The 21,523-nt window shown below is 33.5% G+C and carries 20 protein-coding genes; 6 read left to right on the forward strand and 14 right to left on the reverse strand.

Translation table 11 applies throughout. The features are described from left to right. Positions 1 to 134 precede the first annotated feature (134 nt). The 11 genes from RB618_RS20075 to RB618_RS20125 all read right to left on the reverse strand — a co-directional run bounded on the left by RB618_RS20075 (position 135) and on the right by RB618_RS20125 (position 10,930). The gene (locus tag RB618_RS20075) at positions 135 to 641 is read right to left on the reverse strand and encodes a hypothetical protein (RefSeq protein ID WP_308070587.1); all 507 of its coding nucleotides are present in this window, start codon (positions 639 to 641) and stop codon (positions 135 to 137) included. A 111-nt stretch (positions 642 to 752) separates the two neighbouring features. After that, complete coding sequence (locus RB618_RS20080) at positions 753 to 1,469, reverse strand: 3-ketoacyl-ACP reductase (RefSeq protein ID WP_308070411.1); 717 nt, start codon at positions 1,467 to 1,469, stop codon at positions 753 to 755. Between the two features lie 113 nt (positions 1,470 to 1,582). Beyond that, a complete protein-coding gene (locus RB618_RS20085) occupies positions 1,583 to 2,170 on the reverse strand; it encodes a phospholipid scramblase-related protein (protein ID WP_308070412.1) in 588 nt (195 codons plus the stop codon). A gap of 53 nt (positions 2,171 to 2,223) precedes the next feature. Next, positions 2,224 to 4,389, reverse strand: coding sequence for a von Willebrand factor type A domain-containing protein (locus RB618_RS20090; RefSeq protein ID WP_308070413.1), 2,166 nt, complete (start codon positions 4,387 to 4,389; stop codon positions 2,224 to 2,226). 70 nt (positions 4,390 to 4,459) lie between these two features. Further along, complete coding sequence (locus tag RB618_RS20095; protein ID WP_308070414.1) at positions 4,460 to 5,425, reverse strand: hypothetical protein; 966 nt, start codon at positions 5,423 to 5,425, stop codon at positions 4,460 to 4,462. A 2-nt stretch (positions 5,426 to 5,427) separates the two neighbouring features. Then, positions 5,428 to 5,928 (reverse strand): sigma-70 family RNA polymerase sigma factor, encoded by a 501-nt coding sequence (locus RB618_RS20100; protein WP_308070415.1) that lies wholly within the window; start codon positions 5,926 to 5,928, stop codon positions 5,428 to 5,430. A 191-nt stretch (positions 5,929 to 6,119) separates the two neighbouring features. Continuing rightward, the gene (locus RB618_RS20105) at positions 6,120 to 6,743 is read right to left on the reverse strand and encodes a hypothetical protein (protein ID WP_308070416.1); all 624 of its coding nucleotides are present in this window, start codon (positions 6,741 to 6,743) and stop codon (positions 6,120 to 6,122) included. An 18-nt stretch (positions 6,744 to 6,761) separates the two neighbouring features. After that, positions 6,762 to 7,229: a hypothetical protein gene (locus RB618_RS20110; RefSeq protein WP_308070417.1), complete on the reverse strand. Its 468-nt coding sequence runs from the start codon at positions 7,227 to 7,229 to the stop codon at positions 6,762 to 6,764. 106 nt (positions 7,230 to 7,335) lie between these two features. Continuing rightward, positions 7,336 to 9,492 carry a prolyl oligopeptidase family serine peptidase gene (locus RB618_RS20115; protein ID WP_308070418.1) on the reverse strand — a complete coding sequence of 719 codons (2,157 nt, stop codon included), beginning with the start codon at positions 9,490 to 9,492 and terminating at the stop codon, positions 7,336 to 7,338. A gap of 78 nt (positions 9,493 to 9,570) precedes the next feature. Next, positions 9,571 to 10,407 (reverse strand): hypothetical protein, encoded by an 837-nt coding sequence (locus tag RB618_RS20120; RefSeq protein WP_308070419.1) that lies wholly within the window; start codon positions 10,405 to 10,407, stop codon positions 9,571 to 9,573. Positions 10,408 to 10,435: 28 nt separating this feature from the next. Then, on the reverse strand, positions 10,436 to 10,930 hold the full coding sequence (locus RB618_RS20125; protein ID WP_308070420.1) for a hypothetical protein: 495 nt from the start codon (positions 10,928 to 10,930) through the stop codon (positions 10,436 to 10,438). A gap of 225 nt (positions 10,931 to 11,155) precedes the next feature. Between RB618_RS20125 and RB618_RS20130 the strand changes: the two genes are divergently transcribed. The 3 genes from RB618_RS20130 to RB618_RS20140 all read left to right on the forward strand — a co-directional run bounded on the left by RB618_RS20130 (position 11,156) and on the right by RB618_RS20140 (position 14,470). Next, positions 11,156 to 12,034 (forward strand): PPK2 family polyphosphate kinase, encoded by an 879-nt coding sequence (locus tag RB618_RS20130; RefSeq protein WP_308070421.1) that lies wholly within the window; start codon positions 11,156 to 11,158, stop codon positions 12,032 to 12,034. A gap of 247 nt (positions 12,035 to 12,281) precedes the next feature. Beyond that, positions 12,282 to 13,331, forward strand: coding sequence for a histidine kinase (locus RB618_RS20135; protein WP_308070422.1), 1,050 nt, complete (start codon positions 12,282 to 12,284; stop codon positions 13,329 to 13,331). 425 nt (positions 13,332 to 13,756) lie between these two features. Continuing rightward, the gene (locus RB618_RS20140; protein WP_308070423.1) at positions 13,757 to 14,470 is read left to right on the forward strand and encodes a LytTR family DNA-binding domain-containing protein; all 714 of its coding nucleotides are present in this window, start codon (positions 13,757 to 13,759) and stop codon (positions 14,468 to 14,470) included. A 2-nt stretch (positions 14,471 to 14,472) separates the two neighbouring features. Here the strand turns inward: RB618_RS20140 and RB618_RS20145 are convergent, their stop codons facing one another. Both RB618_RS20145 and RB618_RS20150 read right to left on the reverse strand, forming a co-directional pair. Next, positions 14,473 to 15,408 carry a DUF6268 family outer membrane beta-barrel protein gene (locus RB618_RS20145; protein ID WP_308070424.1) on the reverse strand — a complete coding sequence of 312 codons (936 nt, stop codon included), beginning with the start codon at positions 15,406 to 15,408 and terminating at the stop codon, positions 14,473 to 14,475. Between the two features lie 166 nt (positions 15,409 to 15,574). Further along, positions 15,575 to 16,093: a hypothetical protein gene (locus tag RB618_RS20150; protein ID WP_274254087.1), complete on the reverse strand. Its 519-nt coding sequence runs from the start codon at positions 16,091 to 16,093 to the stop codon at positions 15,575 to 15,577. Positions 16,094 to 16,282: 189 nt separating this feature from the next. Here RB618_RS20150 and RB618_RS20155 point away from each other — a divergent pair, with 189 nt between their 5' ends. The 3 genes from RB618_RS20155 to RB618_RS20165 all read left to right on the forward strand — a co-directional run bounded on the left by RB618_RS20155 (position 16,283) and on the right by RB618_RS20165 (position 19,990). Beyond that, the gene (locus RB618_RS20155; RefSeq protein WP_308070425.1) at positions 16,283 to 17,665 is read left to right on the forward strand and encodes an MATE family efflux transporter; all 1,383 of its coding nucleotides are present in this window, start codon (positions 16,283 to 16,285) and stop codon (positions 17,663 to 17,665) included. A 125-nt stretch (positions 17,666 to 17,790) separates the two neighbouring features. Then, complete coding sequence (locus RB618_RS20160; RefSeq protein ID WP_008468034.1) at positions 17,791 to 18,018, forward strand: hypothetical protein; 228 nt, start codon at positions 17,791 to 17,793, stop codon at positions 18,016 to 18,018. A 37-nt stretch (positions 18,019 to 18,055) separates the two neighbouring features. Continuing rightward, the gene (locus RB618_RS20165) at positions 18,056 to 19,990 is read left to right on the forward strand and encodes an LTA synthase family protein (RefSeq protein WP_308070426.1); all 1,935 of its coding nucleotides are present in this window, start codon (positions 18,056 to 18,058) and stop codon (positions 19,988 to 19,990) included. A gap of 158 nt (positions 19,991 to 20,148) precedes the next feature. Here the strand turns inward: RB618_RS20165 and meaB are convergent, their stop codons facing one another. Beyond that, on the reverse strand, positions 20,149 to 21,270 hold the full coding sequence (gene meaB / locus RB618_RS20170; protein WP_308070427.1) for a methylmalonyl Co-A mutase-associated GTPase MeaB: 1,122 nt from the start codon (positions 21,268 to 21,270) through the stop codon (positions 20,149 to 20,151). Positions 21,271 to 21,523: the final 253 nt, after the last annotated feature.

Consider the following 21,523-nt stretch of genomic DNA (forward strand, 5'->3'; position numbering starts at 1 on the left):
CGAGGAACGAGGAATCACACTCGAAACTCGACAAAGGTTGACAATTATAGCATATGGAATTACTAGTGTGATTTCTCGTTTCTCGGAATGACAAAAAAAGCCTCTTAATTAGAGGCTTTTCTGTTTTTTATAAATTACTCATTTTCCTGAACCACCAATTTCAAAGAATTAATATAATCAGTATCAAATTCTATAACTCGAATTTTTTCGGGATTAAAACTTAATTCTCCACCAAACTGACCTTGCGTATCTAAAAAATCGATGGTCAATTCTTCCTCATTTAATTCGATTAATTTTCCTAGGTAAGCAGATTTAGATGATTTTTTTGCAATCTGAAAAATGCCATATTTCTCAGAAATAAATTTAATAATCGAAGCCAAATCTTTAATCGGGATAATATCATCAGAATTGATTTTTAAACCTTTCAGACGGATTACTTTTTCTGTGAAAGCCAGATCATGATCGCGGTTTACTGCTTCAATGTTTTTATTTCTCAAAATAACAAAACCATCCAAAATAAAATCTACAGGATTATTTCGAAGTAAAATCCATTCGTCAGAATAATCAATAAGAAATCCGGAGAAAATCTGTTTTTTATCCTGAAATTCTATTTCGACCAATTGTCTTAAATATTGTTCCATCATGTGTTTTTAAAATTCCAATAATTTAGTTCCAAATTCCAATATTTAAATTCCAAACTCCAATTACTTTGAGATTGGAATTTGGAATTTCAAAAATTTAGAATTTATTCTTTACGGGTTAGTAGACCAGATACTGCTGTTTTTAATAAACACTCTTCGGTTTAATTTTAACTGTGCAATTATTAAATCTGCCATATCTTCAGACTGCATTACTTTTTCTGGATTTCCATCCGTTAAGTTTAAGTCTTTTGCCATATCTGTAGCCACAGTACTTGGTGTCAAGGCAGTAACACGAATATTGTGTTTTCTCATTTCCTGCATTAAAGAATCGGTTAAACCTAAAACAGCAAATTTAGAAGCACTGTAAGCACTTGTCAGAGCGTTTCCGTTTAATCCAGCAGTTGATGAAATATTGATGATATCTCCAGTTTGTCTTTCGATCATATTTGGAATAAGGGCACGAGTTGTATAATACGTTCCCATTAAATTTACCTGAATAATTCTTTCCCAAGCTTCTGGTTCCAATTCTAAGAATTTTCCAAAAGAAGCAATTCCGGCACTGTTGATTAAAATATCGATGTGTTTAAATTCAGCAATAGCTTTTTCAGCAGCAGCATTTATAGAATTAATGTCAGAAACATCAGCAGACAAGGCCAAAGTTTTTACTCCCAATTTTGAAGTTTCTTTTGCCAATTGGTCAATATCGCTTTTGGTTCTAGAAACCAAAATCAGGTTTACACCTTCTTTTGCCAAAGCAATTGCCACAGCTTTTCCTATTCCTTTTCCTGCGCCCGTTATAAAGGCGTTTTTATTTTTTAAGTCGGTCATGATTGTGTTTTTAGAAATGCAGAAAGCATCATTTTAAGTCTTACAAAAATAAGATTTTGAAAACTAAAATGATGCTTTAAAAGATATTCTTAATCTAAGTTTAACAACTTTTGTTATTCTTTTAGAACCATGTCAATACACATGACAGCTCCTAAAATCAATTGTCTCAACGGACTGTCAGCTGTAACTGTATCTTCAATCTGAAGAACATAATTATCGGCACTTGTAAAAAACTCTTTTCCTAATCCTGCCCATTTTTTACTTACTTGAGCCAGTTGCTTATTCTCGTGCGAAAATTTAAAATCCCAGCCGGTCCATTTTCCTTGCAGTGTTGCAACCGGTTTTTCGTTTTTATCTAAAATTTCAAATCTTCCTCCGATTGAGAAAAATTTTTGTTTGAAAGTTCCAATCAAACGATCTTTTTCATCCAATACTTCAACGGTAGATCTAAAGATGGCAACACCTCTTCTTACGGTAACTAATTTTTCTCCAGAAGCAGTTGTAATTTCAACATTAAACGGAGTTGCTCTTTTATAATCTGTAAATCGAAATACTTTTGTGAAGAAACCAAGATTGTTTTCTCGGCAGTTCATAATGATTTGATTGGTTTCTGGATGATATATGTCGTAATTATTTGCGGCTTTGAACATTCCAACATGTTCTTTTACTAAAAATAGATTTTGGCTTAAAATGGGATTCATACGTGTGTAAAATATGTTTTAAAAATGAAGCCGCAAATGTAATACAATATTTATTAATTATACTGTTTAGAAGTTTCAACCAAACGAATAAACTCAGCTTTATAGCCTTCGCCATCGTTTGAATTTCCTTGCTTGGCAAGTTTTATAATTTCTTCAGAAGACTTGTCGGCAATTAATTTTGAATCTCTCAATTTTAATCCAAACCAAGCTACGGCAGAACTAAATTTCATATCATCGCTCGCTTTCTCCAAAGCAACCGATTTGTTTTCGATTACCTGAACCATTTCGATGCTTTTTTCGCCATCAGGTTTTTTGTAACGGAATTTAATTGTAGCCAATTCGTTGCTGTAATTGTTTGAACTGGTTTCTGTTTTAGTGTATTTTAAAGGATCTGGCTGTTCCGCCAAATAATCACTTTTTACACCAGCTGGAATAATTTCATACAAAGCTGTCACAGTATGATTGCTGCCTAATTCGCCAGCATCAATAGCATCATTTTTAAAATCTTCTGGACGCAATTTTCTGTTTTCATAACCAATCAAACGATACGCCTGAACTTGTTTTGGATTGAACTCGATCTGAATTTTTACATCTTTCGCAATTGCAAACATCGAACCTTTGAATTCTTTTCCTAAAAAACGATTCGCTTCTTGAATGTTATCGATATAAGCGTAATTCCCGTTTCCTTTATCAGCCAAGATTTCCATTTTGCTGTCTTTGTAATTTCCCATTCCGTAACCTAAACAAGTCAAGAAAACACCTGTTTTTCTTTTTTCTTCAATTAGTTTTTCCATATCAGAATTAGAAGTGCTTCCAACATTAAAATCTCCGTCAGTTGCTAGAATTACGCGATTGTTTCCGCCTTTAATGAAATTTTCAGTTGCCGTTTTATAAGCCAGTTCGATTCCTGCACCTCCGGCTGTACTTCCTCCAGATTGTAATTTATCTAAAGCATCGATGATTGTTTTTTTCTCGTCTCCAGAAGTTGGAGGCAAAACCATTCCTGCAGCGCCAGCATAAACCACAATCGCAACTTTGTCTTTTGCACGTAACTCGTTTACCAATATTTTTAAAGATTGTTTCAATAAAGGCAATTTGTTCATATCGCTCATGGAACCCGAAACATCAATCAGGAAAACAAGGTTTGAAGCTGGTAAATCATGGGTTGGAATATTTTCTCCTTGTAAACCAATTTTCAAAATTTTATTGTTCTTATTCCAAGGCGAATCGCTCACTTCTGTATTGATAGAAAACGGATGCTCATTTTTTGGCTGTGGATAAGTGTATTTGAAAAAATTCACCATTTCTTCTACACGAACCGCATCTTTTGGAACTTGCTGACCATTGTTTAAAAAACGTCTGATATTCGTATAAGAAGCATTATCAACATCTATAGAAAAAGTTGAAAGCGGAGCTGTTTTTGGACTTTCGAAAGCATTTTCTACAAAAGCATCATAATCTTCCTGAGTTGGTTCAGCTGGATTCGGAAGGATGTTTAATTTTTTATCTAATTCTTTTTCAGAAAGGTTCTTATAGATTTCATTTTTGGTTGAAATAACCACAACGCCATTTGAAGCTTTGCTTCCATAAATTGAAGTCGCATTTTTATCTTTTAAAACCGAAACATTATCAATATCATTAGGATTAATTTTTGCCATTTGATTGGCTTTTGCTGGAACTCCATCAATAATGTAAATAGGTTCATTCTTTGGAGAAACAGATTCATTTCCGCGAATAACAACAGTTGGGCTTGGCATAGCAGAATATCCCATCGAATTTTGAACTTGAATTCCCGTAGCTTTTCCTTTTAGTGCCTGCGCAGCATCTTTTTTCTCTCTTCTTCTTTCAGCACGAGCATAGCTTCGGTCTTCGTATTCCGAACTGCTTACGCCATAACCCACAACGACAACTTCGCTTAAAGTCTGATTATCTGGAAAAAGTTTTATATTAATCGTATTTGAGTTTTGAACCTTTTGACTTTGGTTTTTGTATCCAATGAAGCTGAAAACTAACATGTCTCCAGTTTTAGCTTGAATGGTATACTTTCCATCAAAATCAGTTGCAACATTTTTTTTTGATGTCTGATTGAAAACAGTTACGCCTGGAAGTGGCTGTTTGCTTTCATCTGAAACGATTCCAGAAATTGTTCTTTCTTGTGCCATGGTTACGAAACATATAAGCATAGCAATGGCTGATGAAATAAGTTTTAGACTTTTCATGATAATAAGTTTTAGAATTAATGTTTGGGTTTTGCTTTGTCAAAGCTGCAGACTTTGACAAAGCATTAGATTATTTTTTCGGAGCTGGTTTTCCGTTTTTTGTAGTGATTATAACAACTCCTTTTTTACCTCTTTCGCCATATTTTTCGGTCGCTTCAAGGTCTTGTAAAATAGTTACGGTTTTAATGTCTTGTTTATCTAAAGGCGCATAAGGGCTTGTTGGATTTTTGCCGAATAAATCATTTTCAGAATAATAAATTCCGTCAATGATATACAAAGGTTCATCAAGAACTACAAGCGAATCTAAATTTTCTGGTTGTAAATTCGGAAGTTCGTTCTGAATCATTTTGTCTTTTTTTGCATCGTTGCTGTGCGCTAATGCATTTCCGTTTAGAACAACTAAAGGACTGCTTTTTTTTGCTCTTTGCGTTGGTGTTGCAGAGTAAGCCGTTTTTGCAGATTCTCTTTGAGGATAGCTTGAATAGCCCATTTCTGGAGTCACTTCTTTTTTTGAAACGATGTTATTTTCTTCCTCATAAGATTCGCTTCTAAGAGGTGCATTTGCAGAAACAACAGCTTCTGCCGCAATACTTGGACTTGGTGCAGACAGAACTGGTCCAGCTTGAGGAGCCGTTACTTCTTGAACAGCAACTCGTTCTTTCTTTTTAGTTTGATTGTTTAAAATTTTAACGGCTTCTTCGTTTGAAACTATTCCTGAAGAAGTTGCATCATTTTGTTTTACAATAGGCTCTTCAGTTTGAGGCTGTTTTATTTCTTTTTCTTCCAAAACTACTTTTGGAGTTTTTGTTATAGTTTCTTTATTAGAATTTAAAAATTGAAATCCTAAAGAAAGCAATAATAGAAGAGAAGCTGCAACCGCGATTTTTTTCCATAATGTTATTGTTTTTTTGTCTTCTTTTTTGTCCAGTTTTTCTTCTACACGCGCCCAGACTTTTTCCATTCCTGGAAAGTCTTGAAACTCGGCTTTTTGCGAAGCTTCTTTTATTTTATCGAATAATTTATCTTGATTGTCCATGACTATTTTGCTTTTTGATAATACAGTTTATTAACCAGTTCTTTCAGTTTGGTCTTAGCAGCATTCAATTGTGATTTTGAGGTACCTTCAGAGATTTTCAGCATTTCGGCTATTTCTTTATGCGAAAAACCTTCAATGACAAAAAGGTTAAACACAGTTTTACAGCCATCAGGAATATGGTTTAATAAATTAAGTAAATCTTCTTCTTCCAATGTATTTAGTTCGTCAACAGAAGGCTGAGAAATCAGCTTTACGTCGTCGAGATACATGTTAAAGTTGGTTGCTTTTCTAATGGTCGCCAAACAATGATTTACAGTTATACGTCTTGCCCAAGCTTCAAAAGCATACGCTTCTTTTAACTGTTCTAGTTTGGTGAAAATAGTAAAGAAAGAATCGGCCAAAGCTTCTTCGATTTCCTCTTCCTTTTTTAAATATCTTTTGCAAAGGCGGTACAACTTTGGCGCCATGTATTCGTACACCTGACGCTGGGCATCGCGGTGCATTTTTTTACAGTTTGCTATTTGAGTTTCGTTTATCACAATTGTTGTCTTTCTTATATAGAGAGATAAAAAGATAAAAAGGTTGGGACGAGGGTGAAAAAAATATTAAAATATTTTTTTTAGGTTCAAAGTTACAAAGCTACAAAGTTACAAAGGTTTATTGTAGAGATGCACTGCAGTGCATCTGACCGTAATCATTCTCCTAAACAAATATCATTATAAAATTCTACGATTTCTTTAATGTCTTCGAAAATCCATTTGTCGCTTTTTAGTTTTTTGACGATAAAATCGCAGTCAGCAAAAACTTTAGAAGTGTTTTTTCGCCATGAGTTTACAATACCGCAGTTTAAACACGTTGGATATTTGTCTTTTGCTTTTTTTACATAATAAAATTCAGAAGATTCAGTTGGTTGGGAGGAAGAACTGGTTTGAGGATTGTAAGTTGCTGGTCGTTCATCATGTGGATTATAAATTTGATCGAGAAGACTAAAATCTGACCCAAATTTTTTATATAAGGTGGCTTCTCCTTTAATAATAATCTCGACCAGTTTTGGCTTGTCTAATGAATTTAATTTCACATATTCAAAAGACCTCGCAGAGTTAAAACCTAAAAATGTAATTTTTTTAACAAATTCATCATTCCAAGTATCAGGTTTGTCTTCGGGAGCGACCTTAAATTTTATTTTATTGAAATTTAAAGAAGCAAATCCCTCAATAGAATCTCCGTCTTTAAAGTAAATTATAGCTTCTTCTGTTTGAGAATAAATTTTAAGGCTGATAAAAAATAAAATGAATATGATTCTGTAGAGTTGTTTCATTTACTAATTAGAAATAATTTAAATTTTCTTTGTCTTTCTGTACCAGTTTTCTATTTTTCTGATTGATTCTTTGCTAGTTTTTGGATAGCTATTTAAACCCAAATTTATTTTTGTTTTGGAAATATAAGAATCTAAAAAAATTAAAGCAAAACCTCCAATTTCAGCATCTTCTTTTGAAATATGTGAGGAAAAAATGTTCATATATCCGCAACATTTTTCTTTAGAATACATTAAAGAGATTAAATAATTCACATCGTTTGGTTTTACCCAATTTTCTGGAAATTCTCCCGCCATTGTCACACTATTAATTGGCGTTTTATTATATCTCTTTTTGCAAAGCTCAATAAAAGATTTTGGATTCAAGTCTTTCACGTATATAGTTTTGGAGTATTCCTTTAATTCTTTGTTTTCTTTAAAATTGTAGAATAAAAAAGCGCTTGTTGCAATAACACCAATTATAAATAATAACAGAATTATTCTCTTCATAAAATACGTTTTATTTCACTAGATTAAGTTGTGTTGTAAAATTTCGGATATAAATAAAAAGCTCAATTTCTTATTTTATAGAAATCGAGCTTTTGTTTTTTTGCAATTATTTCGCAATTTGAAACTTAGGGTTCCCAACTTGCCATAAGGCAAAAGCAAACATATCGGCTTCGTCTCCAAATGTAACATCTAAATCATTTGAATGATGGCCGTTTGCATAGTTAACATGTAACAAAATTGGATTTTCTGATTTATTATAATTTTGTAGGATTGCTGCAAACTTACCTGGTTCCCATGGTACAACTCTAGGGTCGTTGATGCCTGTTCTAATAAAAACTGCTGGATATTTTTCGCCTTTCTTTACTTTACTCTGCGAATCCATTTCTAATATATGTTTTACATCTTCTTCATTTTTTAGAGATCCAACTTCAGGTATCTGATTTGGACCATTAGGGGTAGTTTCCATTCTTAAAGTGTTTGTACAGCCTACTTCTACAAGTGCTACTTTATAAAGATCAGGACGTTCTGTGATTGCTCTTCCAATCAATACACCTCCCATACTAACTCCATTTCCAATAAGTTTCTCTTTAGAAGTAAATTTTTCTTTAATCAAATATTCAGAGCAGGCAATAAAGTCCTTCCATGTATTTGGTTTTTTTGCTTTCATTCCGTCTACATGCCATTGATTACCTTTTTCACCTCCGCCTCTTACGTGGGCAAAAGCTACAATAGTGTTCTGTTCTAATAAAGTCATTAAACTAGGACCAACAAAATACGGATATTCGCTAATTCCATAGCCACCATATCCTGTAATAAAGCAAGATGTAGAACCATCCATTTTTACGTTTTTTGGATAAATAATAGACAGTGGAACCATTACACCGTCATGACTTGGAACCTCTACTTCTTTTACAACGTGATCTTTGCTAAAGTCAGGAAAAGCACCATTAGAAGTTAATTCCGTACTTTTTTCTAGTTTGCCTGTTAAGCTATTATAATCATAATCTGTAGAAGGTGTAACCCAACCATTGTTAAATAATAACAAATCGTCAGTTTGATGTGGATTTAATGGATAACCGCCATTAGAACCCACTGGTAATGGAATTTTTTTGGTTTCTAAAGTTTTGGCGTTAACTTGAAAAATTTCCTGATTGATTCCGTCGCTCAAATTATAATAGATAAAGTTTTTAGACTTTCTTAATCTTCGTATTACTTTGTCATTTTCTGGAACAAGGATTGTGGCATTATCAAAATTTGGTTTTTTTATACTTGTATAGGCAAGTTTATAGTTTGGCGCATTTTTGTGAGTAAGAAAAAATAGTTTGTCACCAATAATGTGACTTCCCGTTATTTCATCCTCATATTTAATTAATGGTTTCCAATTAATTTTTGATTTTCCAAGTTCAGAAAATGGAACGTAAAAAGAAAATTCTTCATTTTTTGTAGACCCAATATTTAAAATTATATACGCATAATCATTAGAAAAGGTAACATAAGGGAATTGTTCAGACAGAATGCCTAATTCAGGATTGTTTTCTTTTGAAGCCAGTATTTTATCTGTTTTAGAATCAGTGCCAATAATGTGCAGGAAAGATTTCATATTCTTCAAAAAATCTTCACTTGTATTATCTCTGGTAACCATTTGTGTATATGTTATGGCCTTACTATCTGGAGTAAATTCAAAAGGAAATTCGCTCCAAACAGGTGTAAGTTTATCCGAAAGGAATTTTTTCGATTCAAGATCCATAATTTGGAGATCACAAACTTCTGCACCGTCTTGAGAGATGGTTACTGCCAATTTTTTATTGTCAGGACTAATAATAAAACTTGTAATAGTTGCCCCTTTTTTGATCGTAGTAGGATCTATCAATAAAATTTCGGTTCCGTTTTTACCTTTGCGAAGGTACAATTTATCGATATTTTCATTTTTTTTATTTTTAGTATAATAATAAATATCTCCAACCTGCCTGATTAAAGCGTATTGATCTCCACCCAAAGCTTGAATTTCTTTCATTCTTTTAAAAAGGTCATCACGCCCAGAAATAGTTTTTACAATAGAGTTGGTATAATCCGATTCGTCTTTGAACCATTTTTGAACCTCAGGATTGTTCATGTCTTCAAGCCATCTGTATGAGTCTGTGATTTTGGTTCCAAAATAGTCATCTACAACAGGACGTTCAGGAGTCGTAGGGTATTTGTATTGGGCTTGTGAAGCTTGACTTGTAATAAAAACTAAAAGAGCGAAAGCGGTTTTTCTGATCATTATTTTTTAAATAAATTTATAATTATTGGTTTTTTGGTTTTGGTATAAAAGACGCTATTTTAAGAAAAATGTTACAATTTATTTAAGAGGTAATGTTAATTTATAAATCTTTGTTTCCAAAATTTCTGTATCATTATCCTCGCAAAGCAAAAACTCGATTTTATTATTTTCTTTTTTATAGAAAGTCAGACCTTCAAATTTATTGGTTGAGGTAATTTTTTGAGTGAAATCTATTTTCATGGTTTTTACGTCAATTCTTCCGATGAAACTTCCTAGAATTTCTCCGTCATCGTAAGTTGATTTTGTGTCTTCGGCAGTTGAGAGGAAATAGATTTTATCGTCGACCAAAACAGCATCGGTAAAACTGGAACGAACGCCTTTTATTTTTGGAAGTTTATAATTAACCGAAATCAGAGCAAATTCTTCTCCTAGATTTTTGGCGTGAATCGTAAAAATGGTGTTTTTGTTAGAAACGCCATTTCCGCGATTGAATAAATACCAGTTTTCACCATCAAAAATAGCACCTTCAAGATTGAAATCTTCTGGTTTAATTTCTCCAAAATTCTGCATTACGGCATACAAATCGACTAAATTGTTTTTCTGTAAAACAGTTTTTGATTTCAAATCGAATTCAATCATTTTGTTTCGGTTTTCGGTAGAACCAGAACCAAAAACATAAAGTGTATCATTATGATGTGTGATAGACTCAAAATCGGGTTTTAAGTTTTTTGGAATATTCTGTGTTGGATTATCAATCAAAGCATGCTGATTCAATTGCTGATTTTGCATATTGTACTCGTAAAGAAATCCGCTGTTGTCGCCAATTACATAAAGAGCATCATTATTGTAAAATAATCCCGATGCCGAACCGATTCCGATAATTTGAAATAATATTTCTAATGTGAATTTTTCCATGAATGTTGTTTTGAAAGCTTCTGCTATTTTATTTTTTTTGTTTTACTGATTTTGAGTTGTTAATTAACTCCATTGTTGTTTTATTTACTGCTTCACATATTTTTATTAAAGAGTTTGAAACAATACATTCTGCAACACTTATATAGACTAAATTATCGTCATCTGTCAAAATTTGATTATCCCAATCGGCTTGACTTGAACTGTTCATTCCATAGATTAAAGATACTGGAGTTCCTTCACTATAAAGTCTGACAGTTATTTCTATAGCTCTTTTAATGATTGCTTTTTCGATATCTTTTTGTTTCTCTGCATATTCAATTCTTGAAACACATTGGTATAGGGAACAGAATTTTACATTTTTCTTTTCAGGAATAAGACCTCTTGTTCCTTCAATTGACTTTAAATCCTTGTAACATTTCCCATATACTTTAATTAAGGCTTTTTCAGGATTTGAGTAATTTCCATCTTGACAATAAGACTTATTTAAGAAAAGTAAAAATACAATTAGAAATATCTTTTTCATTATGAATTTGAAATATTTGAATTGTTCTTTTGAAAATAAGTGCCTAGCCCTGATAGTAATGGAAATACTTTGAAAAGAAATTGCATTTTTTCCTGACATAAGAAAGCGACCAACGGAAGCTCTTGTTATGGCTTTGGAAAAAAGCTATTTATTGAAAAGTATTGCAATGGATAGCAGGAATATGCTTCGTAAAAGTAGTATATTTATGATATAAAATTTGAAAATATGAAATCAATAGACCCGAAAGATTTTAAAGTTGTAGATAAAATAAAGCTCAAAGAAATTCCAACTGTTTTAAATATTAAAGCCGATGACGATGAAAAAGAAGAAAAACTAGACAAGGTTCAAGCCAAATTGAGCGATTTGCAAGACGTAATGTATGCGCACAACAAATACAGCGTTTTGATTTGTCTTCAAGGAATGGATACTTCGGGTAAGGACAGTTTGATTCGGGAGGTTTTTAAAGAATTTAATCCGCGTGGAGTAGTGGTTCATAGTTTTAAAACTCCAACTTCAGCAGAACTGGAACATGATTATTTGTGGCGTCATTATATCGCGCTTCCAGAAAAAGGGAAATTTGCTATTTTTAATAGGACACATTACGAAAATGTTTTGGTTACGCGAGTACATCCTGAATATCTTTTGGCTGAAAACCTTCCGGATATTAATTCTGTTGATGATATTACGCCTGAATTTTGGGAAAATAGAATTGAGCAGATCAATAATTTTGAAAAGCATATTTGCCAAAACGGAACAATTGTAATGAAATTCTATTTGCACTTGAGCAAAGAAGAACAGCGCCAGCGTTTATTGCGCCGTTTGGAAGAAGAAAAACACAATTGGAAATTTTCTCCAGGTGATTTAAAAGAACGCGGCTATTGGGATGAATATATGAAGTATTATGAAGAAGCGATCAATAAGACATCAACACCTCATGCGCCATGGTATATTGTTCCTGCAGATGATAAAGAAATGTCACGCTATATTGTAGCCAAAATTATCTGGGAAGAAATGAAAAAACACACCGATATTAAAGAACCTGAATTGGACGAGAAAACGGCTATAAATATCGAGCTCTATAAAAAGGAACTTGGAGAGAAGTAATTGGGCAATTGAGATAATTAGTCAATTAGATAATTTTTTTGTAAACCCGACAGGTTTTTAAAACCTGTCGGGTTTATTTTTATGTCCGAAAATTTTTAAACTGCTTTTTTATATTCCATTGGTCAAAACAAAAACGCAGTTCGTCAAATTGATTTCAATAACACTTATGGTTTATGCTTCTTTGCTGTTTGTTTAAAAAATATAGAACTATTTTTGAAGTTAAATTTTCTCAGTAAATTATATATAGATGATTGCAATCAATAAAAATAGGCATTGGATATTTTTAGTCTTTTTTTGGAGTTTGTTAGGCATCACGATTTGGGCGCAGATGATCGAAGATTACGATTTTTTGACGGCTACGATTCAGGCTATTTTAGTTTTGATTTCTTCTGCCGTTTTAGCTCATATTTTAAGTGATGTTATACTGCCCAAAGCATTAAAACAAAATAAAATGAGCTCGTTTGCCGTACAAAGCGTTGTTGTTGTGCTGCTTTTGGCATTTTGTCTGTCATTGATTTATATTGTTTTTTCTGATTCGGTTATAAGAAGGAAAGCATATCCTGAAGAAACAGATGTAGATTCTCTTCATTTTTTATGGTCGCGATTTTACGGCAACATTCCGTCTGCGATTTTAATTTGCGGCACTGCTTGCGGACTTCGGTTTTATCAGGAACATAATGTTATCGAAAGAAATCATGCGCAATTGCAGCAGGTTCATTTAGAAGCTCAAATCAAGATTTTGCAAGATCAGATTAATCCGCATTTAATGTTTAATGTTTTGAACCATATTCATATTCTGATGCAGAGCAATGTAAAGTTAGCTTCAGATTTATTGGTTCAGTTTTCGGATATTTTGAGGTATCAATTGTATGAATGCAACAAAGAATATGTGCCTTTGCATCTTGAAATTAAATATTTAAAAGATTTAATTGCCGTTGAAGAAACTCGTTGGGGAAATGAATTGGAAGTAAAAAGCAAATGGAATATAGAAGACGGACAGCTTCAAATCGTACCGTTACTTTTGGTTCCTTTGATCGAAAATGCTTTTAAACATGTTTCCCGACTTCCAAATCAAAAAGGATATGTGCATTTGTCCTGCGAGCAAATAAATCATCAACTGAATTTTAAAATAGAAAACTCATATACAGAGCAATATAAAATACCTTCAAAAAATCAAGGATTAGGTTTAGAGAATGTGAAGAAAAGATTGGAAATACAATATCCTGAAAAGTACAAATTAGACATCCATAAAACCGATTCTGATTTTACAGTTGAAGTGGTTTTAGATTTAAAATAATTTTTTAGCCACAGATTATAAAGATTAAAAATGATTTTATTTTAGCCACTAATTGCACGAATTAGCACGAATTTTTAATCTTCAAAATCTTAACATATTGCTTTGTGCTCTTAGCATCCTTTTATAAAATTAAAACTTTGCGTAAAACCTTTGTGTTCTTTTCGTTAAAATTTTTAGCCACTCCCGATAGCTATCGGGATAAAAGATTATAAAGATTAAAAAGGATTTTATTTTAACCGCAAATTACGCAAATTAGCACAAATTTTAATCCGCAATGCTTTGTGATCTTTGCATCCTTTTAAAAAATTAAAACTTTGCGAACTTTGCGTAAAACCTTTGCGCTCTTTGCGGTTAAAGAAAAAATCTGCTAAATCTGCCCAATCTGCGAGAAACAAAAAAATACCAAACCAGAAACAAAAAAAACTATGAAAATGAAATGCCTCATAATAGACGATGAACCTATAGCAAGAAATGGAATAGCAGATTTTGTTTCTAAAATTGATTTTCTAGAAGTTGCCGGTACTTGCGCTTCGGCATTAGAAGCGACTTCGTACCTTCAGGAAAAGCAAATCGATTTGATGTTTCTGGATATCAATATGCCTTATCTTACGGGATTGGAGTTTCTGGAATCATTAGAGAACCCGCCCCTGGTGATTTTTACAACTGCTTATTCAGAACATGCTTTAGATGGATATCGTCTTCAGGTTGTAGATTATTTATTAAAACCTATTACTTTTCAGCGTTTTTATCAAGCTTCGTTAAAAGCAAAGCAATGGCATCAAATGCTGAATTCTCCAAAACAAAGCCAATTGGATCCTTTTTTATATGTGCGTCAGGAAGATGGATTTCAGAAAATTTCTTGGATAGATATTTTATATATCGAAGGAATGCAAAATTATGCAAAGCTTCATTTTAAAGATAAAGTGTTGATTATTCATCAGACGATGATTTCATTAGAAGAAACACTTCCCAAAGAAATTTTCTTTCGAATCCATAAATCATTTCTCGTAAATGTTACGCATATAGATTCTATTTCTGGCGGACGACTATTTATAAAAGGACAAGAACTACCCATTTCAAGAACACGCCGTGAGGAATTATTGAAAGAGGTAGTCTATAAAAACTTATTAAGCAGGTAGCTCTAGAATTTCCATTTCAGCGCTATTGCTCCATAAAATGTAGTGGTGAATCTTGGATCTGCAATATCTTTTTCCTTGAAAATTTCTTTAATTTTTCGGTTTGTTGTCGAAAAACTTCGAAGAAGAGTAGTTCCGCCAGTTGGTTCTAAAATCCAATGTTTTCCAAATTTCATCTGAGGTCGTAAGCCTGCAATTATTTGCTGATATCCAAGTAGTGTAGATTTATTTCCAATTTTGGTTTCAGCTGTCATTCCGCTTATTTCCGCTACTGCTTTTAAGTCAAAAGTATCAGACATTCGATAGCCAATTTCTACACCTTCCGGAAAAGCTACTTTAAAATGCAAAGCTCCTGTAGATTCCCAGTTAAAATAAATTCCAGGAAGAACCATTGGCACACCAAAACTATTAGTTAAAACCGGTCCAGCCCCCAAAGCCAGTTTAGGATTAAATTGTTTGATAAAAAGAATTCCACCTTGAAGCAGGACATCGTCTTTATTAATTTCGACCATGTCTGTATAAACCCCTACAGAAGCCATTATTAACAGCGACCAAGAAGAAGAAATAGAACGCAAATGCTTGACTCCAACTTGCGTATTGAGCAATTCATCTGGAAATCCGCTTTGAAATGCTACTGGAAGATCTTGAATGTTGTAGTTTCTGTTTTCCATTTTGGCATAACTGCTATTAAAAAACACCGACCAGAGTTTTGGATGATCATATTTATCCATTTTTAAAGATAGCGGAACTTCAAAAGCCAATTGCGCTCTTTTAAAATTGCTTTCGGCATTTGTTTTTGTGCTATCCATTGGTCGTACATATTTAGAAAAAGGAACGTAATCGACTTTGAATTCGCCTGAAATTCCCGATTGTGATCGTGCGGCAAGAGTAACAAGTAAAAAAATAAAAAGCTGCGATAAATAAAAGACTGTTTTGTTCATGATTTGATTAATTTTTCTGCGAATTACCGCGTTCTAAACCAATCCCAAAAAATCATTTGACTACCAGCACTTTTCTTTTGACCAATGGCATAAAATAAAAAACCCGACAGACTATTCAGACTATCGGGTTTTTACCAAAAACAAAATAATAAATTAAACCTATTTTTTAGAGTTGAAAACCATAAGCAACACGCAATGCTACTTGATTGGTTCTAAAATCATGATAATCTTCGTAACGAACACTTAAATCGATATATTTGTTGGCATAGCCAATTCCTGGAGCCCATAAAAATGTGGTTTGATTGTAACCATTAGTTACCGCAAAACCGGCACCCAGTTCTCCTAAAACATAAAATTGATCTTTTAAAACAAAAGCTTTAAAACCAGCTTTGGCCGGAATGAATCCAAGATCTTTTATGTCATTTCCAAGATCGTCTTTCCCCATAAATAAATTCGTAAAACCTGTTGTTAAGGTCAACGATGTTTTTTTGGAAAGATCATACTGTAAACGAACATCTCCCCCAAGAGACCAGTCGTAGTCATTGTCGGTTGGCAATCCCCCATTTAAGCCAAAACCTAATCTAAAACCTTGATCGTAATTTGTTGCTTCTGTTTCTTGAGCAAATGTGGTGTTGGCAAATAAAAATGTGAAAGCAGCTAGGCATAACATCTGTAATTTTTTCATGGCTTATATTTTTGAAATTTCTATGATGTAAAATTATAGGGAAGCCATTTGGAGTTTGTTATACAATTTTTAAAAATCGTTACATAATATTGAGTTCGTCTTATTTTTGTCTTAAAATAAGGATATATTTTTATTGATAGGATAGAATTCGAAGCTTCTGACTATCTTTGCGCACAAAATAGAATAGAAGTGAATTTTAAGCAGTACACCAAAGAGTTTTCGTATAATTTAAGACTGGCATATCCTGTTATTTTAGGAATGGTCGGACATACCTTAATTGGTATTGTCGATAATATAATGGTTGGTAAAATAGGAAGTACAGAACTAGCAGCGGTTTCGCTTGGAAATAGTATGATTTTTATCGCCATGTCTTTAGGGATTGGTTTCTCTACAGCCATTACGCCAATTGTTGCAGAAGGAGATGCAGAGAAAAACGACACCAAAATTCGTTCTGCTTTTCATCATGGATTATTTCTATGTACGATTTTAGGACTGGCGCTTTTTACCGTAATTATGTTTGCAAAACCCATTATGGAATTGCTGAAACAGCCTGCAGACGTAATTGTGCTGGCAAAACCATATTTAGGCTGGGTGGCTTTTTCTCTAATTCCGTTGGTAATGTACCAGGGCTATAAACAATTTGCAGACGGAATGTCATTGACCAAATATTCTATGTATGCTATGATAATGGCAAACGTGCTTCATGTCGGAATTAATTATGTTTTAATCTACGGAATTTGGTTTTTTCCAAAAATGGGAATTATCGGAGCCGCTTTAGGAACGGTGATTTCGAGAATATTTTTGGTAATGTTCATGCATATTATGCTTTCGCGAAGAGACGATTTAAAGCGCTTTTTTAAAGGTTTCAGTTTTAATGAAATAAAAAAGGCAACAATAGAAAAGATTATCAGCATCGGATTTCCTTCTGCAATGCAAATGCTTTTTGAAGTGGTTTTATTTACAGCCTCTATCTGGCTTTGCGGCAATATCGGAAAAACGAGTCAGGCGGCAAATCAGATTGCTTTGAGTTTGGCATCAATGACTTTTATGTTTGCCATGGGATTAAGCGTAACTTCGATGGTTCGTGTCAGCAATCAAAGAGGGCTAATGGACTATAAAAAACTAATTGTTGTAGCGCGTTCTATTTTCCTGCTTGCTATAATTTTAGAAACGATTTTTGCGATTTTCTTTATCGTTTTCCACGATTATCTGCCATATATTTTCTTGAATATGGAAAATACGGGACAGATTTTAGATAACGAAGAAGTGATAGGAATTGCCTCAAAACTGCTTTTAATTGCAGCAATTTTCCAGATTTCTGACGGAATTCAGGTTGTGGTTTTAGGAGCGCTCCGCGGTTTGCAGGATGTGAAAATTCCAATGTATATTACTTTTGTGGCCTATTGGGTTATTGGTTTTCCTATTTCGTATTATTTAGGAGAACACACCGAATTGAAGGCGCAGGGAGTTTGGGTCGGACTTTTGGCAGGTTTAACCGCAGCGGCAATTTGTTTGTATATTCGTTTTCATTACCTAACAAAGAGATTAGTTAAGAATTCAGACACAGAATAATTAAATTTGAATAAAAAATAGGCCGAAAATTATAAAGCTTAAAGTCTGGAGAAATCCTTTTAATCCTTATATCCCGATAGCTATCGGGAGTGGCTAAAAAAATAACCATTAAAAAATGAACACATATGGAATTACCTAAATTTTTACTTGGAGATAATACCGATTTTCCAGACGATATTTTTATCATTCACCTAGATTACCCAAGATTTATTATCAATTTGAAAGATGATGAGGTTGAGTTTTTAGAAGAACCAGAAGATCTTGACGAAGCTGAATTAAACGCCGAAATGGAAAGTTTGATTGAAAAAGCTAATGAGTTTTATGATAGAGAAATTAACCGTTACGAAGAGTAATTTGTTTTTCTAATCTCACGTTCTTATACTATTTTTAATGAAAAATTTACGTTTCTTAAAACCTATTTTCAGTTTTATATTAATCGGATTATTGATCACCACTTTAAGCCGAATCTTTTTATTTTTTCTTTTTAAAGAAAGAGTAGAGCAGACGCCAGATTTCTGGTATATTTTTCCAATCGGTCTTCGAATGGATTTGATATTGCTTTGTTATTTGTCGTTTCTTCCAGCATTGTTAATCACTTTTTTGCCGAATAAGGCGATAAAGTTTACCAATAAATTTCTGGTAGTTTATAGTTTTCTATTTCTGTTTTTAATTCTTTTTGTAGAATTGGCTTCGCCAGATTTTGTAAAACAATACGATACTCGTCCAAATAAGATTTTCTTAGATTATCTTATTTATCCAAAAGAAGTGGTTGGAATGCTTTTAAAAAGTTATTTAACTTCTATCATCGTGACATTCATAATTCTTGGAGTTGTAATTTATTTTGCTTTCAAAAAAGGAAAACAACTTTTCTACACTACAAGTACAGATTATAAATTCAAATTAATGGTGTTTCCATTAGTGGCTTTTTTATTGTTTTTTGGAGCACGTTCAAGTCTTACTTCAAAACGTCCTATAAATGCTAGTAACGCTGTTTTCTCAACAGATCAGTTAACAAATACTTTGGGATTAAATTCATTTTATACCGTTGCTTTTGCGGCGTATTCAATCAAAAATGAAGGAAATACGAAGATGTACGGTAAAATGGACGAAGCCGAAGCGATTGCCCGTGTAAAAAAATACATGATCGCTGGACCAAGTGATTTTACAGATAAGGATATCCCGTTTTTACACATACAGCAGCCAGATTCTGTTAAGAAAAAGCCATACAATTTGGTGATTTTTCTGCAAGAAAGTTTAGGTGCGGAATACGTTGGAATTTTAGGAGGAAAACCATTAACACCAGAATTTGATAAATTGTCTAAAGAAGGATTGTTGTTTACCAATTTATATTGCACAGGAACTAGAAGTGTACGCGGAATTGAAGCAGTTGTAACTGGATTTTTGCCTTCGCCATCAGAAAGTGTGGTAAAACTTGGAAACTCGCAGCAAGGATTTTTCACGCTGGCAGATGCTTTAAAACAGAAAGGTTATGATACAAGTTTCATTTATGGCGGAATGGCCAATTTTGATAATATGGCTTCGTTTTTCAACGGAAATGGGTTTACAGATATTGTAGACCAAACCGATTTTGATTCTGATGGAAATAAATATGCATTTAAAGGAACTTGGGGGTATTCTGATGAAGATTTGGTAACCAAAGCCAATCAGTATTTCAAATCAAAAGGAGACAAACCATTTTTCTCTTTAATGTTCTCAACTTCTAATCATGAACCTTTTGAATATCCAGCGGGAAGAATTAAGGCTTATGATAAAAAGCCTGCTACAGTAAACAATGCCATGAAATATGCCGATTTCTCAATTGGGAAATTCTTTGAAATGGCTAAAAAAGAAGATTACTTTAAAAACACGATTTTCATTGTAATTGCCGATCATAATACCAGAACTTACGGTAAAAATTTAGTCCCAATTAATAAATTCCACATTCCAGCATTTATCATGGGGCCAGGAGTTCCAAAAGGAACAGTTTATGACAGATTGGCAAGTCAGATTGATATTCCGCCGACATTGTTAAGCTATTTAGGACTTCCGTTTGAAACACCAATGGTAGGTAGAAACTTAAGCAAACTTGATCCAAAAGTACAGGGGAGATCTATTATGCAGTTTAATGATATTAATGCATTTAGAGTTGAAAATCAGGTTGTGATTATGCAGCCAAATTTGAAACCATTGCAGTTTGAAATCAAAAATGATACGACTTTAGTTCCTGTAAAGCTAAATGAAGATTTGGCAAAAGATGCTTTAGCGCACGTTATTACAGCAGGAAATTTATATAAAGAAAGCAAGTATAAGCTCAGAAGTAAATAGGTGCAAAGGCACAAAGCGACAAAGGTTCAAAGGTTTTACTTTGGACCTTTTTCTTTTTTAGTGAAATTGAAATACTTTATGGTTTTTCGGCTCCGCTCGAACTGACAAGTTTGTGTATAGAGATTGTTGAAGAATAAAAGGAGTAAAGCGACTTTTTTCTATTCTGAACCTTTGTCGTTTTGAGCCTTTGCACCTTTATTAAAATATAATTTTAATAAACTAGAAGCAGCGGCAAACGATGAAATCTCATTGTTTTGCACTGCTTTTTTGCTTTTTTCTAAAAGCGAAATGATATCAGGCTGATTATAGAAATTTTGTTTCAATTGTTCGTTGATGGTTTCCATCATCCAGAAGTGGTTTTGTTCGTTTCTTCTTTCGTCAAAAAATCCGCTTTCTTTGGTTAATTCGAAATAATCAGAAATCGTATTCCAAACTTCAGGAATGCCTTCTTTTGTCAGTGAACTGCAAGTCGTTACTTTTGGTTGCCAATTTGATTTTTTGGGAGGAAATAAATGCAAAGCCCGATTGAATTCTAGTTTCGCCTGATTGGCTTTTTTAATATTATCGCCGTCAGCTTTATTGATTACTATTGCATCTGCCATTTCCATAATACCACGTTTAATGCCTTGAAGTTCGTCGCCAGCGCCAGAAATCTTTAAAAGCAAAAAGAAATCGACCATGCTGTGAACAGCGGTTTCACTTTGGCCAACACCAACTGTTTCGATAATAATCGTATCAAAACCTGCAGCTTCACAAAGAATAATAGTTTCTCGAGTTTTTCGAGCCACACCGCCTAAAGTTTCACCTGAAGCACTTGGACGAATAAAAGCATTTTCATCTTTTACCAATTCTTCCATTCGGGTTTTATCGCCGAGAATACTTCCGTGAGAAAGCGAACTGCTTGGATCAACGGCTAAAACCGCAACTTTTTTTCCTAACTGTGTCAGATGTTTTCCAAAAGCTTCAATAAAAGTACTTTTTCCAACTCCGGGAACTCCCGTGATTCCAATTCGAATTGATTTATTGGCATGAGCTAAACAGCCTTGAATCACTTCGCCAGCTTTGTCAAAATGATCTGGATTGGTGCTTTCTATTAAAGTAATGGCACGGCTTAGAGAAGTTCGATTTCCTTCTAAAATGCCGTCGATTAATTCTTTAGAAGTTGGCTGCTGTCTGCGTTTGCTTTTAATTTGATTGATAGCCAAAACATTGGTAATTTCAGGAGGCGAAATTCCAGCTTTTTCAGATATGCTGCCAGTTTGTTTATTAGAATTTGACAAAACGCACTTTTTAGAAATGTAAAAGTACAGAAAACAAAAACAGTTTCAAAAGGATGGGTTGCCACTAATTACACGAATTTGCACTAATTAGTTTTTTTTCAATCTTGTCTTCCTTTGCGTAGTCGAAGAACACGCAGGTAGCTCGATAAAGATTGGTTAAACGCAAAAAGACCCGATAGGCTTTTAAAACCTGTCGGGTCTGATTTGTATTACGGAGTTATTTTGCGCCCTTCGACTTCGCTCAGGAGAAAAA

Origin of the sequence: Flavobacterium sp. LHD-85 (assembly GCF_030929595.1) — a bacterium.
Classification (GTDB): Bacteria; Bacteroidota; Bacteroidia; order Flavobacteriales; family Flavobacteriaceae; genus Flavobacterium.

Excerpts from the sequence above, each read along its gene's own strand:
- RB618_RS20080 (WP_308070411.1), bottom strand. The coding sequence starts at position 1,469 with ATGACCGACTTAAAAAATAAAAACGCCTTTATAACGGGCGCAGGAAAA.
- RB618_RS20105 (WP_308070416.1), bottom strand. The coding sequence starts at position 6,743 with ATGAAACAACTCTACAGAATCATATTCATTTTATTTTTTATCAGCCTT.
- RB618_RS20085 (WP_308070412.1), bottom strand. The coding sequence starts at position 2,170 with ATGAATCCCATTTTAAGCCAAAATCTATTTTTAGTAAAAGAACATGTT.
- RB618_RS20135 (WP_308070422.1), top strand. The coding sequence starts at position 12,282 with ATGATTGCAATCAATAAAAATAGGCATTGGATATTTTTAGTCTTTTTT.
- RB618_RS20145 (WP_308070424.1), bottom strand. The coding sequence starts at position 15,408 with ATGAACAAAACAGTCTTTTATTTATCGCAGCTTTTTATTTTTTTACTT.
- RB618_RS20115 (WP_308070418.1), bottom strand. The coding sequence starts at position 9,492 with ATGATCAGAAAAACCGCTTTCGCTCTTTTAGTTTTTATTACAAGTCAA.
- RB618_RS20165 (WP_308070426.1), top strand. The coding sequence starts at position 18,056 with ATGAAAAATTTACGTTTCTTAAAACCTATTTTCAGTTTTATATTAATC.
- RB618_RS20140 (WP_308070423.1), top strand. The coding sequence starts at position 13,757 with ATGAAAATGAAATGCCTCATAATAGACGATGAACCTATAGCAAGAAAT.
- RB618_RS20090 (WP_308070413.1), bottom strand. The coding sequence starts at position 4,389 with ATGAAAAGTCTAAAACTTATTTCATCAGCCATTGCTATGCTTATATGT.
- RB618_RS20120 (WP_308070419.1), bottom strand. The coding sequence starts at position 10,407 with ATGGAAAAATTCACATTAGAAATATTATTTCAAATTATCGGAATCGGT.
- RB618_RS20130 (WP_308070421.1), top strand. The coding sequence starts at position 11,156 with ATGAAATCAATAGACCCGAAAGATTTTAAAGTTGTAGATAAAATAAAG.
- RB618_RS20150 (WP_274254087.1), bottom strand. The coding sequence starts at position 16,093 with ATGAAAAAATTACAGATGTTATGCCTAGCTGCTTTCACATTTTTATTT.
- RB618_RS20160 (WP_008468034.1), top strand. The coding sequence starts at position 17,791 with ATGGAATTACCTAAATTTTTACTTGGAGATAATACCGATTTTCCAGAC.
- RB618_RS20110 (WP_308070417.1), bottom strand. The coding sequence starts at position 7,229 with ATGAAGAGAATAATTCTGTTATTATTTATAATTGGTGTTATTGCAACA.
- RB618_RS20095 (WP_308070414.1), bottom strand. The coding sequence starts at position 5,425 with ATGGACAATCAAGATAAATTATTCGATAAAATAAAAGAAGCTTCGCAA.
- RB618_RS20125 (WP_308070420.1), bottom strand. The coding sequence starts at position 10,930 with ATGAAAAAGATATTTCTAATTGTATTTTTACTTTTCTTAAATAAGTCT.
- RB618_RS20100 (WP_308070415.1), bottom strand. The coding sequence starts at position 5,928 with ATGCACCGCGATGCCCAGCGTCAGGTGTACGAATACATGGCGCCAAAG.
- RB618_RS20075 (WP_308070587.1), bottom strand. The coding sequence starts at position 641 with ATGGAACAATATTTAAGACAATTGGTCGAAATAGAATTTCAGGATAAA.